At 72.5% G+C, this 17,488-nt stretch carries 13 protein-coding genes; 4 read left to right on the top strand and 9 right to left on the bottom strand.

Annotation, left to right across the window (positions count from 1 at the left end; translation table 11 throughout):
- Positions 1-239 precede the first annotated feature (239 nt).
- The 8 genes from IF20_RS32015 to IF20_RS31980 form a co-directional block, all read right to left on the bottom strand.
- Positions 240-1,412 carry a saccharopine dehydrogenase C-terminal domain-containing protein gene (locus IF20_RS32015; protein ID WP_052868901.1) on the bottom strand — a complete coding sequence of 391 codons (1,173 nt, stop codon included), beginning with the start codon at positions 1,410-1,412 and terminating at the stop codon, positions 240-242.
- On the bottom strand, positions 1,402-2,457 hold the full coding sequence (locus IF20_RS32010; RefSeq protein ID WP_110944737.1) for a saccharopine dehydrogenase: 1,056 nt from the start codon (positions 2,455-2,457) through the stop codon (positions 1,402-1,404). Before IF20_RS32010 ends, IF20_RS32015 begins: the two co-directional genes overlap by 11 nt.
- Before the next feature lie 61 nt (positions 2,458-2,518).
- Positions 2,519-3,640 carry a cytochrome P450 gene (locus tag IF20_RS32005; RefSeq protein ID WP_052868900.1) on the bottom strand — a complete coding sequence of 374 codons (1,122 nt, stop codon included), beginning with the start codon at positions 3,638-3,640 and terminating at the stop codon, positions 2,519-2,521.
- A gap of 161 nt (positions 3,641-3,801) precedes the next feature.
- Positions 3,802-5,010 carry an acyl-CoA dehydrogenase family protein gene (locus IF20_RS32000; RefSeq protein ID WP_052868899.1) on the bottom strand — a complete coding sequence of 403 codons (1,209 nt, stop codon included), beginning with the start codon at positions 5,008-5,010 and terminating at the stop codon, positions 3,802-3,804.
- 39 nt (positions 5,011-5,049) lie between these two features.
- Complete coding sequence (locus IF20_RS31995) at positions 5,050-7,290, bottom strand: iron-containing redox enzyme family protein (RefSeq protein WP_052868898.1); 2,241 nt, start codon at positions 7,288-7,290, stop codon at positions 5,050-5,052.
- Positions 7,290-8,252 (bottom strand): 3-oxoacyl-ACP synthase, encoded by a 963-nt coding sequence (locus IF20_RS31990; protein ID WP_052868897.1) that lies wholly within the window; start codon positions 8,250-8,252, stop codon positions 7,290-7,292. The genes IF20_RS31995 and IF20_RS31990 overlap by 1 nt, the downstream gene beginning before the upstream one ends.
- On the bottom strand, positions 8,249-9,124 hold the full coding sequence (locus IF20_RS31985) for an isocitrate lyase/PEP mutase family protein (RefSeq protein WP_052868896.1): 876 nt from the start codon (positions 9,122-9,124) through the stop codon (positions 8,249-8,251). Before IF20_RS31985 ends, IF20_RS31990 begins: the two co-directional genes overlap by 4 nt.
- 48 nt (positions 9,125-9,172) lie before the next feature.
- Entirely contained in the window at positions 9,173-9,958 is a 786-nt protein-coding gene (locus tag IF20_RS31980; protein WP_052868895.1) for a thioesterase II family protein, read from the bottom strand.
- 459 nt (positions 9,959-10,417) lie between these two features.
- On the opposite strand from IF20_RS31980, the gene IF20_RS31975 reads away from it, so the two are divergent.
- Complete coding sequence (locus IF20_RS31975; protein WP_199896849.1) at positions 10,418-11,269, top strand: LuxR C-terminal-related transcriptional regulator; 852 nt, start codon at positions 10,418-10,420, stop codon at positions 11,267-11,269.
- A 120-nt stretch (positions 11,270-11,389) separates the two neighbouring features.
- On the opposite strand, the gene IF20_RS31970 is transcribed toward IF20_RS31975, so the two are convergent.
- On the bottom strand, positions 11,390-12,352 hold the full coding sequence (locus tag IF20_RS31970) for a DMT family transporter (RefSeq protein WP_199896853.1): 963 nt from the start codon (positions 12,350-12,352) through the stop codon (positions 11,390-11,392).
- A gap of 299 nt (positions 12,353-12,651) precedes the next feature.
- Between IF20_RS31970 and IF20_RS31965 the strand changes: the two genes are divergently transcribed.
- The 3 genes from IF20_RS31965 to IF20_RS31955 all read left to right on the top strand — a co-directional run bounded on the left by IF20_RS31965 (position 12,652) and on the right by IF20_RS31955 (position 17,258).
- The gene (locus IF20_RS31965; protein WP_110944734.1) at positions 12,652-14,253 is read left to right on the top strand and encodes a DUF4192 domain-containing protein; all 1,602 of its coding nucleotides are present in this window, start codon (positions 12,652-12,654) and stop codon (positions 14,251-14,253) included.
- A 113-nt stretch (positions 14,254-14,366) separates the two neighbouring features.
- On the top strand, positions 14,367-16,445 hold the full coding sequence (locus IF20_RS31960) for a glycogen debranching N-terminal domain-containing protein (RefSeq protein WP_110944740.1): 2,079 nt from the start codon (positions 14,367-14,369) through the stop codon (positions 16,443-16,445).
- Positions 16,446-16,493: 48 nt separating this feature from the next.
- Positions 16,494-17,258, top strand: a complete 765-nt coding sequence (locus IF20_RS31955) for an NUDIX hydrolase (RefSeq protein ID WP_052868893.1) — start codon at positions 16,494-16,496, stop codon at positions 17,256-17,258.
- The last annotated feature ends 230 nt before the right edge of the window (positions 17,259-17,488 follow it).

Raw genomic sequence — 17,488 nt, 5'->3', positions numbered from 1 at the left:
GGGATGTCGGCGGTGACCGACTCAGTGGTGCCGGATATGAGATGTGATATGGCGTGTTGTCGGGCAGGGGTGAGGTCGTGCGGGACCGACCGGACGAGCGGTCACTCGTCCGGGTCGGCAAGACCATTCAGAACCAGCCGGAACCAGTCAGAACCGGCCGGAATCGGCAAGGATCGGCAGGAAGGCACGTGCTCCCCGCGGTGTCGGAACGGTCTGTACGGCGGTGGCGCGGGGGCCGGTCACTCGAAGGTGATGCGCAGGCCGTACCCGGCCAGGAAGTCCATCCAGCGGCCGGCCTCCTCGGCGGACTCGGCCGCCCGGTTCAGGCCCGCGGGCAGCGCCCCGGCCAGCAGCCGGGTGAGGCCGAAGGCGAGCGGCAGGGACACACAGCGGGCCATGGCGCTCTCGGTCTCGTCGCCGGTCAGGTCCATCAGGTAGGCGCCCTGCCAGCCCTCGCCGCCCGCGGTCCGGACGTCGAGCGCGACCGAGAGCACGACCCGGTCGCGGTCCGCCTCCGTGGTGGGGTAGCGGTCGGCCAACTCCTTGGCCAGCGCCCTGGTCCGCGCCTCGTCCCCGGCGCGCACGGTACGGAAGACCTCCGCCCACGCCTCGCGCCAGCCGGCGTTGCGCAGCGTCCCGCGCACGAACGTCCGCAGCTGCCAGCCGTCCGGGATGCCGTACTGCGCCACGAAGGGCAGGCTGTCCCGGTTGGGGTAGACCTCGAAGTCCTCGCCGGCCAGGCGGTGGACGCGGGTGGCCTCCCACGGGTGCGCCGCGATGCGCTCCGCGCCCTCGCCGACGTACCGGGCGGGGGAGCCGAGCGCGGCCAGCACGCCGTAGGGCGCCCAGCTGAACCGGTAACGGAAGTCGTTGGGCACGGCGGGTATGCCGCCGCAGTAGGAGGTGAACTCCACCGACTCGGCCGTGTCGCCGACCGCCTCCCGGGCGTGCCCGACCAGCCGGTGGGCCATCAGGTGGTCGATGCCCGGGTCGAGGCCCGCCTCGGTCAGCACGACGAGGCCCGCCTGCGCCGCGACCGCGGCCTGCTCGGCCACGGCGTCGGACACGTAGCTGGTGCACGCGAAGTGCGCCCGGCGGTCGACGGCCAGCCGCAGCAGCCGCGGGTGCTCGGTCGCGGGCAGCATGGAGACGAGCACGTCCCCCGCGCCCACGGCGGCCTCCAGCGCCCCGTCGTCCAGGGCCCGCACCTCGGCCCGGCCGGTCAGCCCCAGGGCTGCCAGCCGCTCGGCCGCGCGGTCGGCGGTACGGTCCCACAGCACCACCCGCGCGGCCTGCTCGCAGAGCACGCCGAGACCGGTGCGGCCGGTGGACAGGCCCGTGCCGATCCAGTGGACGGTGCCGCTCGCGGGGGCGGCCTCGGTGGGGCCGGTGGTCGGCCGGTCAGCGGACATGGGTGCTCCCAGTGTGGTCGGGACGGGCGGCGGCCTCGAAGGTGCGCAGGCAGCGCGCCCAGGCCGGGTCGGAGTCGGTCAGCCGCGCCAGCTGCGGCGCCAGTTCGGCGGAGAACGCCCGGCTGGACTCGGCGGGCAGCAGCGACGGCAGGTTGTCGATGGCGATCAGGTCGGCGGGCCGGTCCCCGTCCCGCAGCCGCAGGACGGGCCGCTCCCACGTGGTGACCTCGTCGTACACCGGCAGGACGTTGCAGTCCGAGGTCACATCGCAGGTGACGTCCGAGAGCACGGCGGTGCGGCGATCCGGCGCGTCGAGGTCCGCGTGGGTCACGAACGGCGGCACGGGGCACGTGGTCAGCACCGTGTTGACCACGATGTCGTGGCCGAGCAGGGCCGCCCGGTCCAGCGTCCGGGTCTCCGCCACGTCCCACCGGGTCGGGGCGATCCCGGCGGTTTCCAGGGCGTCGCAGGCGCCCCGGCCGCTGCGGCCCAGCGCGCCGATCACCAGCGCGGTCCCGCCCTCGCCGGACGCCAGCAGGGCGTCCAGTCCGGGCCGGTCGGTGGGGCGCAGCGGCGTCTCCAGCCGGCCCCTGTGGTGCAGGACGGCCAGCGCGGCACCGACGTAACCGGCCCAGTAGCCGAACGCCGCGAGCCGCCGGCCGTCGTCGTCCGTCAGGTACTCCAGGTCCAGCAGCGCGCCGCCACCGGACGTGAACCGGCCGAGCAGCTCCGCCGCGCCCACCTGCCCCTTGTAGGCGTGGCCGAAGAAGATGTGCCGGTGGCGCAGCCGGTCCGGCCGGCCGGGCAGCTCCTTCAGGCCCAGCACGTACTGGTCGTCCGGCGCCTCCTGCCAGCTGCCCGCCGGCGCGGTCCGGCAGCCGGCGGCGACGTAGTCCGCGAGCGGGAAGGCGCGCTGCGCCGACTCCTCGACGGTGATCTCGACGCCCTGCTCGACCAGTTTCGCGGCGTCCTCGGGTACGAGCGGCGCCCGCCGCTCACTGGCACGGGTCTCGTGGCGCATCCACAGGCGTGGCATCTCCGGCATCAGACGGGTACTTCCTCTTCAGTGGTCGGCTGTCAGGAGGAAACGGTGGTGCGGGCCGCGCTCACAGCACCGGGATACGGGCGTTGGCCACCGGCCGGTACGTCACCTCGGCCGGCAGCTCCGCCGGGTCGAAGCCGGCGGCGAGCAGCCCACCGACGACTCCGCAGGCCACGGCGGTGGCCAGCGCCTCTCCCGGGCAGCGGTGCGCGGCCGTGCTGAACGTGAACACCGCGGGGTCCGGGCGGCCGGGCCGGAAGGCGTGCGGGTCGGGGTTGGCCGCCGGGTCGCGGTTGGCGGCGGCCAGCAGCACCAGCACCTGCGCGCCCGGCTGGAGTTCGGCGTCGCCGTACCGGAACGCCTCGGCGGCGAACCGGCGGGTGTTCTGGATGGGCGCGTCGTGCCGCACGACCTCCCGGACGAAGGCGTCCAACGAAGCCGGCGGCCGCCCCTCCCGGGCCAGCGCGACCAGCGTGTTGCCGATCAGCCCCGCGGTGGCGTCGTACGTCTGGGAAAGGAAGCCCACCGCGTTGGCCAGCAGCGGCGCCGTACGGGACCAGGAGGCGCGCCGCGCCGCCCGCACCAGCTCGGCGAGGAGCCCCGGGCCGTCCCCGCCCCGCTCGATGCCCGGTCCCAGCAGCTCCTGGAGCCGCCCGGCCGCCAGCGCCGCCGCCTTCTGCTGCTCCGGCGTGGCCGATGCGGGGATGCACTGGACGAAGTCGCCGATGAGCCGGGCCGCTTCGGCGTCCGCGCCGTCGTCCAGCCCGCACAGCGCCGCCACCACCCGTGCGGGCACCCCGAACATCAGCTCCTCGAAGGGCGGCCGGGGACCGTCCAGGCACGCCCGGGTGCGCTCCGCGGCCAGCCGGGCGGCGTACGCGGTGTCCACCCGGCCCAGCGCGTCGACGACCACTGCCTTCAGGCGCTGCTGGAGGGCGCCGTCGGTCATCCGTACCAGGGACCCGAAGACGTCACCGGCGGGGGTGCCCTCGATGCCGGCCGGCACCGGCTCGGCGGCGGGCCGCACCCGCAGCGCGTCGTCGGTCAGCACGGCCCGTACGGCCGCGGCGTCGCTCGCCACCCAGGCGCCCACCGCCGGGTCGAAGGCGAAGGGCCGCTCGGCCACCAGCGTCGCGTAGTAGGCGTAAGGGTCCGGCAGCCGGACCGCTTCGATGGGGGTGGTCACCCGGGGAACTCCTTGCTCGGTGGAACGGTTGACATCGGTGGGGGGTAAAGCAGGGCGGTCTGGGTGGGGGAAAAGCAGCGCGGTCTGGGTGGGGGAAAAGCAGCGCGGTCTGGGTGGGGGAAAACGGGGCGGCTTGGGTGGGGAAGCAGGACGGCAGTCGGTCAGACGTCGCCGGCGGCCCGGGCGGCACGCCGGGTGTCGAGGGACCCGGCGATGGTCAGCCGCATGACCTCCGAGGTGCCCTCGTAGATCCGCAGGGAGCGGATCTGCCGGTAGAGGCGCTCGGTGACGCCGTCCTTGACCACCCCCGACGCGCCGAGCAGCTGCACCGCGGAGTCGACGATGCGCTGCGCCTCCTCGGTGGCGTACAGCTTGGCGATGCTGGAGTGCCGGGCGAAGCGCCGGCTGCCGCGGTCGGCCTCCCAGGCGGCCCGCGCCACCAGCAGCGCCGCCGCGTTGAGCTGCACGTCCATGTCCGCCAGCGTCGCCTGCGTCAGCTGCAGGTCGATCAGTTTGCCGGTGCCGATCCGCCGCGTACGGGCCCGGGCCAGGGCCGTGTCGGCGGCCCGGCGGGCGAAGCCGAGCGCCGCCGCGCCCACGGTCATCCGGAAGCGTTCCAGGAGGTCCATGGCGATGACGAAGCCCTTGCCCGGCCTGCCCAGTACGGCGTCGGCCGGGACCCGGCAGTCCTCGAACACCAGGTGCGCGAAGGAGCGCGGCGCGAGCGCGTCCAGCCGCTTCCCGACCCGTACGCCGGGGGTGTCGGCGGGCACCAGGAACGCCGTCAGGCCGAGGGGCCCCGGGCCCTCGCCGGTGCGGGCGATGACGAGGTACACGTCGGCGATGCTGCCGTTGGCGATCCAGGCCTTCTGCCCGTTGAGCACGTAGCCGCCGTCCGCGTCCCGCTCCGCCCGCAGGGCGACCGCGGCGACGTCGGAGCCCGCCTCCTCCTCGGAGACGGCGAAGGCGCCGATCAGCGAGCCGGTGGCCATCCGCGGCAGGTAGTGCCGCTGCTGCGCTTCGCTGCCGTACCGGAGCAGGGGAGTGGCGGCCAGGGTCTGGATGGAGAACGCGAAGTCGGCCAGGTCCTCGGCGTACGCGAGCGCCTCGCGCAGCAGGCAGATCGCCCGGAGGTCGCCGGGCAGCCCCTCCTCCCCGGCGTCGGGGTCCAGGAAGGCGAGCCAGCCGTCCTCGCCGAGCCGGCGCACCAGGCGCAGCCCGGCCTTCTCCGGGGACTCCGTACGGATCTCCTCCCAGAGGTCCGCACGGTCGTCGCACCAGGTGCCGACGGCGTCCGCGAGCCGGCGGTGCCGCTCGTCGTAGAAGGGCAGTTGGAGGATCTCCGGATCAAAACTCGTGAGCTGTGACAAGGCAGGTCTCCGTGCGGGGGATGGGCGCGGGGCGCGGGGTCAGATGACCAGGTCGGCGTCGTCGGTCCGGGCGTCGTGCGCCGGCGGGACCGCGGCGACCTGCTGGTCGCGGACCTGCTTCACCAGCTGGTGCTCGACGAAGTACGCGAAGGAGGCGTAGCCGCGCCAGATGCGGCGCCACTCCCGCTGGACGGCTTCCTCGCCGGAGGCCCGCCGCACGTCGTCGAGGTAGGAGACGATGATGTCGGCCGACTGCCGGGCGTGCCCTGCGGAGAAGTTGTCGATCGACAGGTGCGCCTCTTCGTAGGCCACGTCGAAGTTGTGGCGGCGCAGCTTCTGGATCTCGTGCAGCCGCATCTCGCCGAGGCCGAACATCTCGATGCCCAGGTTGTAGCCGAGGATCTCGTTGTAGAGCGTGTCGGGGAACAGCGACAGGCACACCTGGTGGATCGAGAACCCGTAGAGCCCGTCCGGCAGGTCGCCCTGGTCCAGGAACTCCTCCTGCCGGATGTGCGGCAGGTGGATGTCCATGCTGGCCAGCACCTGGTGGATGAGGGTGATGTGGTTCTTGGCGAGGTCTCCGCGGCCCATCTCGTCCGCGTAGATGGCGAACAGCATGTGGTCGCTCTGCCGGTGGTCGCGGCCGAGGTTGCCGATGCGGTGCGCCCAGCTGCCGTCGATCAGGCTGCCCAGCGCATATGTCGACTGCCCGAAGATCACTTCGTCGCGGTCGGGTATCTCCGTCAGCGGCCGGTAGGGGTTCACCAGCTTGTCCCAGTAGATCCGCTCGACGCGCGCCATGAGCGCCTCGGGGGTGTAGTCGAAGTACTCGGCGTTGGTGAGCCTGCCGCCGGCTCCGTGGGTGAAGAGCAGCTCCGCGTCGGCGAGTCCGGCCTCGGCCCGGTCCCGGGCCACCGGCAGGATGTGCGGGAACTGCTCGACGTTGACGATGCGGTGGAACAGCTCCCGGTCGTTCAGGCCCGTCGGGGTGTCGGCGGGGACGGCGTCGGCGGGCTCGGCGCGGCGCAGCGCCCCGGCCCACTCCGCAGCCGGCTCGTCACCGGCGGTGTTCGGCCGGAAATCGAGGTCGGCGGGCTCGCCGGCGGCGATGGAGTCCGCCCACGCCGCGAAGGTGGCGGCCTCCCGCTCGTCGAAGATCCCGAACATCGGCCCGCCGAACTTGATCGACTGCAGGAACCGGCACGTCCCCGACCGGTTGGGCTGCATCTGCCGGGCCTGCCGGAACGCCTCGACGAACGCGGCGAGGTCGAGCTGGTCGTCGTCGAGCCACTCCGAGAGCCGCCGGCCGCCCATGCGGACGCTGCGGTGCTGCTTCCCCGCGAACGGTGCGTGCCGGGCCACGATCTGGGCGACCCTGGCGTCCAGGGACAGGCTGTCGTGCCACGCGGCCAGCTCGGTGAGCATGTCCGTGTGTTCCCGCTCCAGCCGCAGCACCAGCCCGACGGCGGTGAGCATCCGCCGCCGGTCCGCCGCGCCGGTCGCGGACTGCTCGGTCAGCGCGAGGTATTCGGCCAGGACCGCGCGGACCGCGTCCTCCGGCAGGCACGCCTCGGTGCCCAGCAGCAGGTCGTCGACGCCGAGCGCGGTCATCGCGTAGTGCACGCCCACCACTTCCGGCAGGAACGAGGCGGGGAGCCGGGACAGCGCAAGGGGGAACGATGCGAGCAGCGCGGTCAGCGGGCGGGCGCCGGCCCGGTGCAGGAAGTCGACGGTCTCGATGCGGGGCAGGTGGACGCCCAGCTCGTCCAGGGTCCGCCGGCGCCGGGCGAGCAGGCCGCGCTGCGGGGTGCCTTCGCCCCGCAGCCGGAAGTACTGGCCGTGCAGCCGGTTGACGATGACGGAGGGCTGGGTGGCGGCCTGGGACACGGTGTCCAGCCAGCACCCGGCGAGCAGGCTCAACGGAGCACGCTGCCGCAGGACCAGGTCGCGGGTCTCCTCCCCGGTCTCGCGCAGCGCGGTGAGGGACGGCAGCAGTGCGGCACGTGCCTGCAGGACGTACCCGGCGACCGCCTCGGCATCGGTGCACGCCAGCAGGGCGGGGTCGGCGTCGTCGCGGCCGAGGAACGCCTCCAGGACCCGCCGGGCGACGAGGAGGGTGGTCTCGCTCTCCTGGTCGCCGAGCAGCTGCTGGAAGAGGCCGGTCGGCTCGCCGTCGAGGACCGCGGCGGCCTCCTCGAACGCCTTGGGGCTGAAGCGGAAGGGGGCGCGGGGCAGGGACGTGGTCAGGTCCGGAAGCGGGAATCCGGTGTGCGCGTTCATCAGTGCTCCTGGGAAGTGGGGGCTGCCGGGGCGGGGACGGCGGGCAGCTTGTGCAGCAGGACGCTCACCCGGACACCGGGCACGCTCGCGGCCAGCAGGTAGTGGCCGTGGTCCCGCAACTGCCCGGCCGTGCCCCGGTCCACCAGGTTGATCAGCGGGTCGGCGGCGAAGCAGTGGCCGACCCGGGAGATGTTGTCGAGGAACAACTGGTCGGCGGAGAAACCGGCCTGCCGCTCCTTCATCACCACCAGTGGTTTGAAGAGATTGAGGTGCAGCACGCCGTCGAGGTCGCCCGGCTTCATGTCGGCCGCGGTGAGCACCCGCTCGTTGACCAGGCGGGCGAGGTCGGAGCTGATCTCGTTCGACCAGTCCAGCGAGGTCGGGTCCTGCGCGGAGGCCCCGCCGACCATCTCGTAGGCGTCGACGCCGTGCGGCTCGGCCCCCACCACACAGGCCGCCGCGCCGTCGCTGAACAGGGCGAAGTTCTCCATGCGCACGGACTCGTCGGTGATCCGGTCGCTGGAGAGGACCAGCATCCTGCGGTGCTGCCCGGCGGCCACCAGCGCATGGGCCGTGCGCAGGCCCACCAGGAGGTTGGTGCAGCGGTTGAGGGTGATGCCGGTGAAGGCCGCGTCACCGAGGCCGATACCGGTCATCACCGCCTCCACGAACCTGCCGTGGGTCCGGGGACCGCCGGGGAACTTGGTCGAGCACACGATGAGGCCGTCGACGGTGCCCGGATCGACCCCGGCGGCGCGCAGCGCCGCCGTGCCGCTCTCCACGGCGAGGGTCTCCAGGCTCTTGGCCGTACGGCGGACGGTGCCCCACCCCCACAGCGCGGCCTTCGGCGGCATGCCGAACTCTCGGGCGCGCGCGTGGAGGTTGGCGATGGTGGTGTGGTCGGCCTCGTGCTCACCGAGTACGTAGGAGGGAGCGGACAGGTACGCCGGTGCTGGGTTCACGGTGTGCGGTCACTTTCCGGGCCGGCCGGCTGCTCCGGCGCCATCATCGTGTTGGCCTCGGCATACGGGACGGCGTCCGCCCCGAAGCCGAAGGTGCCGTGGTCGCGGATCTCCTGGGCCGCGCGGACGACGGCGCCGAGCGAGGCGCGGGACAGCGCCGAGCCGACGCTGATCCGCCGGACTCCCAGGTCGCCGAGTTCGGTGACGGACAGCCGCAGCGCGGGCGAGCCCATCAGGACGTTCACGGGCGCCGAGACCGAGGAACACACCGCGCGGATGGCGTCGGCGTCGGGCAGGGCCGGCGCGTAGAGGACGTCGGCGCCCGCTGCCTCGTAGGCCTGGAGACGGCGGATGGTGTCGTCGAGGTCGGGGATGCCCTGGAAGAAGTTCTCCGCGCGGGCCGTCACCAGGAAGGGGAAGTCGAGCTCCTTGGCCGCGGCGACGGCCGCGGACACGCGCTCCACGGCCTCCTCCAGAGGACGCACCGGGTCCGCGGCGCGGCCGGTGGAGTCCTCGATCGACCCGCCGACCAGGCCCACGGCGGCGGCCTGCCGGATGGTCTCGGCGACTTCTTCCGGGGTGTCGCCGAAACCGCTCTCCAGGTCGGCGGAGACCGGCAGCGTGGTCGCGGCGACGATCACCGCGGCGTTGTCCAGGACCTCCTTGCGGCCGAGCCGGTTGGCGCCGTCGGGCAGCCCCAGCCCGTGTGCCAGGCCCGCGCCGGTGGTGGCGAGCGCGGGGAAGCCCATCCCGGTCAGGATGTGTGCGGTGCCCGCGTCCCACGGGTTGGGGACGACGAAGGGCTGCGGACCCTCGTGCAGCTTCCGGAACGTTTCGGCACGGCGCTGCTGGTCTGCGGTGGAGCGGTTCATGGTGCGGGTCCCCTCTGCGGTACTGGTGTCATAGGTGTCAGGCACTGCTCAGATAAGCTCAACGTGCTCATCGGCAGACGCGTTCGCGCCAGGTGCCCCACTCATGAGCGACCGTAGAAGGCCGGTGACGGCACCGGGACTGCCGTCGAAGTAGAAGTGGCCGCCGTCGGCCCAGTGCCGGGTGATCCCGGCGGCGCATTCGCGCTCCCAGGGGTCGAGGCCGGCCTCGGTGACATGCGGGTCGTCGTAGCCGTTGATCAGGGTGACGGGGACGTCCAGCGGGGGCGCGGGCCGGTAGGCGTACTCCGCGACCATGCGGAAGTCCGACCGCAGGTTCGGGAGCAGCAGCTCCTGCAGCGCCTCGTCGGCCACGACCTCCGGTGGCAGTCCGCCGAAGAAGCCCACGGCTTCGGTGAATGCGCGCCCCTCCAGCCGTGCGGTCTCCACGACGCGGCGGGTGGGCAGCAGGGCGGGGGCTGAGCAGCCGGAGGCCACCAGGTGCCGGAAGTCCGGCAGGGTTCCGAGGCGCCGCGCGACCTCGAAGGCCAGCACTGCGCCGAAGCTGTGCCCGAAGAGGAGGAAGGGGCGGTCGGCGGCCGCGGCGATCGCCGCGGCGGCTCCGTCGGCGAGGTCCGACACGGTGGTGAGAGCGCTCTCCCGATACCGGGGACCTCGTCCGGGCGGACAGACCGCGACCACTTCCGCGTCCTCTCCCAGGTCCTTCTGCCAGCCGAGGAAGGAGCGTGGATTGCCGCCGGCGTGGGGGAAGCAGTAGACGCGGGCGGCACGCCGGGGGCCGGCTTCGTCGTACAGAAACCAGGGGGAAGAAGACACTGTGGGGAACCGATCTCTCGTACCTGACGGGGACTCAGGAAGTCGCCCTGGAGCCGGCCGCATTCCAGCCGACATCGTCCAGTCGGGTGTCGCCCGTAGGGGCCGCGGATAGCGAGGTGTCCGCCGGGCCGGCCCCAGGCATGACCATCAGGAAACTCGCTACCGCGACGAACCCGATACGAAGAGTGAAGTGCGACCGACGGGGCATCCGGCTGGACGAGGAAAAGCTTTCCCGCATGTTTGCTGAGCCTCTCTTGCGGAGTGGGTGGGGAGTTCGATCGGCAAAGAAGGTGCGTCGCCCGGCCGAAGCGAACGCATTCCGTTTGATCGCCTGCAATCAATGTCCCTTGCCGGAAGCCTGAGTTGAAGATCTAAGATGGTTCGGGTTTCCGTACTACGGGAAACTGAGGGGACTTACACGCACTAAAGGAACATGCAGACAGCATGGGGGTTAGAGGCGTGAATAACGCAAATGGCGTTAATAAAGGGCAAAACGGACAGGAATCTGCGCGATTAGAGCCCACGCCGGAAGGGGCTGAGGGCACTCTGCGGCGTCTGGCCGAGCAGTTGGACGAACTGTCACGGCTCACCGTGGGCCGGCCGATCGACGGCATCGGTGGCGTTCCGGAGGCACCGGCGACTCCGGTCGAACCACTCATTTGTCATCTGCACGGCCTGGACGACATAGAGAAGGCCATCAACAAGGCGCTCTCCGGGGCGCGAAGAGAAATCCTGACCGCACAGCCGGACGGCCCCCGGCCGGGGCCGGTTCTGGAAAAGGCTCTGGATTCCGTCCGGCGGCACATCGAGGCGGGCGTCGCAATGCGTACGCTCTACCAACACACCACGCGCTTCGACGAGGCGACGAAGAAGTACGTCCGAGCGGTTTCCGACTACGGTGTGCGGGTTCGGACACTGGCCGAATTCTTCGACCGATTGATCGTCATCGACGACGCCGTCGCATTCATCTCGGCCAATGAGAGTCGTACGCACGCCATAGCCATCCGCGAACCGGCGGTGGTGCGTTTCCTCAAGGACGCTTTCGAGCGCTCCTGGGACCGGGCAAAAGCGTTTCCCTTCGTCCCGCTGCATGCGGCGAAAGCGGCCGGCGAGGTCATTCCGTCACTACGGGAATCCATCAGCAGTCTGCTGATCGGGGGCTACTCGGACAAGCGGATCGCGCGCCGCCTGGGGATCAGTGAAAGGTCGCTGCAAGGGCACATCGCGGCCATGAAACAGGAGCTCGGGGCGCATACTCGGGTACAGCTCGGCTACCTGCTGGCGCGGAACGAGACGACGATCGTCCTGTGACGCGCCCGCCCCTTCGAAGAGCGGCGCCACCCGCCCCCACCGAGGGGCGGCACACATGACGGAGGGGCCGGACGGAGAGCGCTCCCCGTCCGGCCCCTCCGAGCCGCTGTTCCGTGCGCGTCAGCGCGTGGTCTCCGTCGCCGGCGCCTCGGACCCGGCCGGTTCCGGGCCGGGCGCGGCCGGCGGCTCCTGCGGTGCGCGGACGCCGCGCCTGCGGGAGACCGCGACACCGCCGAGGCAGATGACACCGCCGAGGAGGGTCACCCAGCCGGGCACCTCACGGAGCGCGAGCCAGGAGATGAGGACCACCACGGCGGGCACCGCGTAGGTGGTCGCGCCCATCTTGCCCGCGGTCGTCCGGGACAGCGCGTACGCCCAGGTGCTGAACGCCAGCGCCGTCGGGAAGAGCCCGAGGTAGACGACGTTGAGGGTCGCCGAGAGCGGCGCCTCGGACACCTGTGACACCAGCTGCCCGCTGAAGGGCAGGCAGCAGACCGTGCCGATGAGGCAGCCGAACGTCGTGGCCTGCATCGCGGTCGCGTGCCGCAGGGCGGGTTTCTGCGAGACCACCCCGCCGCCGTACGCCACCGCCGCCAGCAGGCAGAGCAGGACGCCCAGCACGGAGGACGAGCCTTCGCCGGACGTGGAGAAGCCGACCACGACCGCGCCCACGAACGACACACCCATGCCGAGCAGCAGCAGGGGCGGGAACCCCTCCTTGAGCAGCCAGCCCCCCAGCAGGGCGATCACCATCGGGCCGACATTGACGACCATGGAAGCGGTGCCGGCGTCGACTTTCTGTTCGCCCCAGTTCAGGACCACCATGTAGACCCCGAACCAGAGCACTCCGGATCCCACAATGCCCGGCCATGCCTTACGGGGCGGTAAACCACCCCTTTTGACCAGCAAAACACACACCAAAGCGACAGAACCGGTCACCAACCGGCCCAGTGCCAGGGCCCCAGGACTGAAGAAGTCGGCCGAGGCGCGAATGGAGACGAAGGCGGAAGCCCAAAGAACGACGGTGACCGAAGCCGCGATCAGCGCACGACGATCGGTTCCGGAAACGTTTGTTGATCGCATCACGCGCACAATCTAATCACCTGTAAACAGCATGAACAGATCGCCCGGAAGACCGGATCCCTCCAATACCCGCTAGACGTGCGTTATTTGACGAGGCCCGCCGAAGCCGCGCCCCGGCGCGTTCGCAACCGCCAAGGCTTCCAATACCGCCACGACCTGCACGGTCGGACGCACTCCCGTCGAACACGCAGCCCGTTCGCCCGGCACCGCCCACCGCGACGGTTTGTGGAAAACTTTAATCACCCGGGAGTTATCCACAGGGGTCGCCGAGCCCCGGCAACCCGCGGGATCTTCGACCCATGAACCCGCACATCGAGCCGGCCGACCCGGCAGACCCCCGCCCCACCGTCCCCTCGACCGCCCCGGAAACCCGGGTCACCCTCCGCGGCCCCGCCGAACTCGCCGACGCCCTCCCGTACTTGCTCGGTTTCTACCCCGACGACAGCATCGTCCTCGTCGCCCTCCACGGCGCACGCGGACGCTTCGGCGGCCGCGTCCGACTCGGCATCCCCACCGACACCACCCAGTGGCCCTACATCGCCGACCAGCTCGCCGACAGCCTCATCACCGCAGCCCGCGAGCGCGGCACACCCCCCGGCGGCATCCTCGTCTTCCTCTGCCAGGACCCCACGGCCACCGAGACCGGCCGCGACGTACGCGACCGCCTCCAACCCCTCGCCCAGCGCCTGCGCACCGCCTGCGGCAGCCGCGACGTCCCCGTCCTCGAAGCCCTCTGCCTCTCCCACGGACGCTTCTGGTCCTACGTCTGCCCCGACGAACGCTGCTGCCCCGCCACCGGCACCCCACTCGCCCTGCCCGGCACCTCCGTCATGGCAGCGGCCGCCGCCTACTCCGGCGTCCAGGTCCGCGGCTCACTCAAAGACATGGAAGCCCGACTCGCCCCGCACACCGGCCCCCGCGCCGACGGCCAGCTCAAAGCCCTCGACGCGGCCGCCGCCGCCCTCATCCCGCGCATGCTCTCCGGCCAGGACACCCAGGCCGTACGCGAAGAGACCCTCGCCCTCCTCGCCCGCGCCCTCCACACCTTCCGCGGCGACCCGCCCACCGGCAGCCACCGCGCCAAGGACGCCTGCGACGACGCCCTCCTCAGCAACGGCGAAGCCGCCGAAATGATCCTCGGCCTCCAGGACCGCCTCACCCGCGACCACGCCGCCGCATGGATGGAAGGCCCCGACGCCGCCCCCGCCCTGCGCCTCTGGCGCGCACTGGCCCGCCGCTGTCCCGGCGCCTACGAAACCCACGCGGCGCCCCCGCTCACCCTGGCCGGCTGGGTCTCCTGGGCAACCGGCGACACCGCCTCCGCCCGCGTCGCGCTCTGCCGCGCCCTCACCCTCGACCCCGACTACCTCTTCGCCCAACTCCTCCACCGCGGCCTCAACGAAGGACTCGACCCGGAAAAACTCCGCCGCTGCCTGCGCGCCACACGACGCCCCACCACGAAGCCGGTCGGCCCCCTCCCGAGCGATCTCCTGACCGGCCTCCCGAGCGACACCGCACCGGACGAGGACCGGGTAATGCCCCTCACTCCGGACCGCATGACCGATGTCCTCACCCCGGCCACCGATACGCAGACCGACGCCGACGTGGACGCCGATACCGACATCGACCCGGACACCGACACCGAGGTCGACACCGACACCGAGGTCGACACCGACACCGAGGTCGACACCGGCGTCGACGCCCACGCCGATGCCGAGCCCCCCAGCGATGCGGTCACCCTCCGAACCGACGGTGGACGCGCGCCGGCCCGTCGCCCGCGCGCCGACCGTCCCGCAGGGCCCCGCGCACGCACCCGCCCCGCGGCACGCCCCCGTACGGGACGCCCCCACCCGCGCACCGGCCCCGCAGGAGGCCGCCGGGGCGACCGGAGCCCCCGATGACCGCACCCGAGCTGACGTTCCGGCGTGACCTGCGCCTCGGCCGCGGCGTTCCCCTATGTGGCGCAACCCGTACGGAACCCCCACCACAACAGGGAGCACCCCCCATGGCAGGCATGTTCCCCACCCCGCCGCAGACCCACCCGGCGCCCGCACGGCAACGCGCCGCGCCCCCGCCCCGACCGCCCGAACCGCAACCCGTCCACACCGCCCTCATCTGCGTGGCCCTGCCCGCACTCGCCATCTCCTCCGCCACCCACAGTCAGCTCACCGGCAGCGGCACGGAAGGGTTCTACCGCTTCGGCAGACGCACCCTCGCCCGCTGCGTCCTCCGTGTCGCCGGGGCCCAGCCGCTCACCGTGCAGGCCAGGATGCTCGGCGCCGACCGCGCCCGCTTCACGGGCACCCTCCGCACACCCCACGACCCCGGCCCCGACCCCGGCCTCGTCGTCGAACGCCTGCGGAGCGCCGACGGCACCGAACGCATCACCCTGCACAACAACACCCCACGGGCCCTGCGCCTCCCGGTGGAGATCACCTTCGCCACCGACCTCGCCGAACTGAGCGCCGTCGCCCTCGGCCTCCCCGGCCCCGACCTGCCCGCCTCCGTCCACGACGCCGGACTCCGCTGGACCACCGACACGACGCACGCCACCGTCACGGCCACCCCTTCACCGGACGACGCCCTCGCCGCCGCCGGGCTGCTCCGCTGGGGCCTGGACCTGCCACCCGGCACCCCCCGCACCATCGAGCTCCGCATCCGCAGCGGCCCCACCGGTCCGACGCCCCCACCCGGCCGCCGAGCCCTCGGCCCCACCACCACGGGCACGCACGCCACCCGGCCACCCCGCCCCTGGTCCACCGCCCGCCTCCACTGCGACGACCCTCGTGCCAACACCCTGCTCGCCACCGCACTCGACGACCTCAACAGTCTCCTGACCCGCGACCCAGCCGTCCCCGCCGACGCCGGGCTGGCGGCCGGCATTCCCTGGCGGTGCACCCCGGCCCCGGCCGAGGCCCTCGCCGCGGCCCGCATGCTCCTCCCGCTCGGCACCCGACTCGCCGCCAGCACCCTCCGCACCCTCGCCCGCAGCCAACATGCGGACCCGGGAACCGATTTCGGCCGAATTCCCGGTCCCCTGCGCGACGCGGGCCCGCACTCGCCACCGAGCTGCACCGGCATCGAGGCAACCCTGCTGTTCCCCGCCGTACTCGCCGAGGCCCGCCGCTGGGGCCTGCCCGCCCCCGAGGTCGAACGCCTGCTGCCCGCCGCCGAACGCTGCCTCGCCTGGCTGCTCGCCACCTCGGCCCGGGCAGCCGACCGTTCGGCAGGCGCCGGCTGCGTACCCGACCCGGCTCCCACCGGCCCCTACCGCTGCGAGACACAAGCACACGCCCACCGCGCGGCGCTGCTCGGTGCCGACCTCCTGGACGCGTGCAACCGCCCCGGCGCCGACGAGCTCCGCAAATGGGCCGCCGACCTGCGCCGCCGCTTCCGCGACCACTTCTGGATCGCCGACCCCGGCGGTGGCCGCCCCGCGGCCCTGCGCACCCCCGACGGCCGGGTGTTCACCCGCCTCGTCTCCGGTGTCGCCCACCTGCTGGACACCGGCCTGCTCGGCAACGGCACCTTCGCTCCCGGCCTGCTCGACGGCGTCCGCACGGAACAGGTCGCGAAGCTGCTGAACAGCCCGGCCCTCGACACCGGCTGGGGCCTGCGGGGCCTCGGCAGCAAGGAGGACGGCTACAACCCGTTCGGCCACCGCGGCGGAGCGGTACGTGTCCACGAGACCGCCGTCGCCGCCCATGCCCTGGCCGCCGCGGGCCGCGAAGCGGAAGCGACCTCCTTGATCAGAGGCCTGTTGGACGCCTCGGAGAGCTTCGGGTACCGCCTCCCGGAGATGTACGGGGGGCACCAGCGCACCGGCGACGGCGCCCCCGTACCGCATCCCACGGCCTGCCGACCGGCCGCGGTGGCCGCGGCCGGCGCGGTGCACGCCCTGCTCACCCTGGTGGGCATCCGTCCGGACGTTCCCGGCGGCACGCTTTCCGTACGGCCGCTCTCCGGAACGCCGCTCGGTGCCCTGCACGTCACCGGTCTGACCGTCGCGGAGCAGCCGTTCTCCGTCCATGTCAGCGGCCGTGGCCTGGGAATGGTGGAGGAGGCGGCAGATGGCCTGCAACTGGGGGCGTGAAGAAGTGGACCGCCTGTTTATCGTCAGGCGGACGACTATGATCGCGACATGCCTCCCTACGACCCGTCGGCCTTCCCTCCGTTCGCCGTCACCGTCGACCTGGTCGTGCTCACCGTGCGCAAACACGCGTTGTGCGCGTTGGCCGTCCGTCGCGGTGAACCACCGTTCCAGGGACGCTGGGCCCTGCCTGGGGGATTCGTACGGGCCGACGAGGACCTGGAGACCGCGGCGGCGAGGGAGCTGGCCGAGGAGACCGGCCTGCACGCGCACGGCCCGGCGGGCCCCCAGCTGGCCCCCGGCGCCCACCTCGAACAGCTCGCCACGTACGGCGACCCCAAGCGCGACCCGCGTATGCGCGTCGTCAGCGTCGCCCACCTGGTCCTCGCCCCCGACCTGCCCGCACCGCGCGCCGGCGGCGACGCCCACGGCGCCCGTTGGGCCCCCGTCGAGACGCTCCTGGAGCAGGAGAACGGCCTCGCCCGGGACGGCGAACAGGCCGCACCCCTGGCCTTCGACCATGCGCGCATCCTCGGGGACGGCGTCGAACGGGCCCGCTCCAAGATCGAGTACTCCTCGCTCGCCACCGCCTTCTGCCCGCAGGAGTTCACGGTCGGAGAGCTGCGCCGGGTGTACGAGGCGGTCTGGGGCGTGGCTCTGGACCCCCGCAACTTCCACCGCAAGGTGACCGGCACCCCGGGCTTCCTCGTCCCGACCGGGGGGACGACGACCCGTCAGGGCGGCCGGCCGGCCCAGCTGTTCAGCGCCGGCGGTGCCACGTTGCTGAACCCGCCGATGCTCCGACCGGAGGTGTGAGGGGGCCGGGGGCGAGCGTGGGATGAGATTTGGGGGAGGGGTGGGAGGGGGCGGGGGGGGGAGGCCCCCCGAGGGCCCCGGGACACGAGCCCGTCGCCTCGATCGGCAATGCGGGCAAATAGGACATTAAGGGTTACCGTGGCGGGGTGAGTCCTCCAGTCCCCGCAGCACTCGCAACACCCGCCCTCGTTCCCCTGTCTCTTATACACATCTGACGCTGCCGACGAAGG

Origin of the sequence: Streptomyces niger (genome assembly GCF_000718305.1) — a bacterium.
GTDB lineage: Bacteria > Actinomycetota > Actinomycetes > Streptomycetales > Streptomycetaceae > Streptomyces > Streptomyces niger.
Note: the sequence above shows the minus strand (reverse complement) of the source record. Positions and strands in the feature narration are given on the sequence as shown.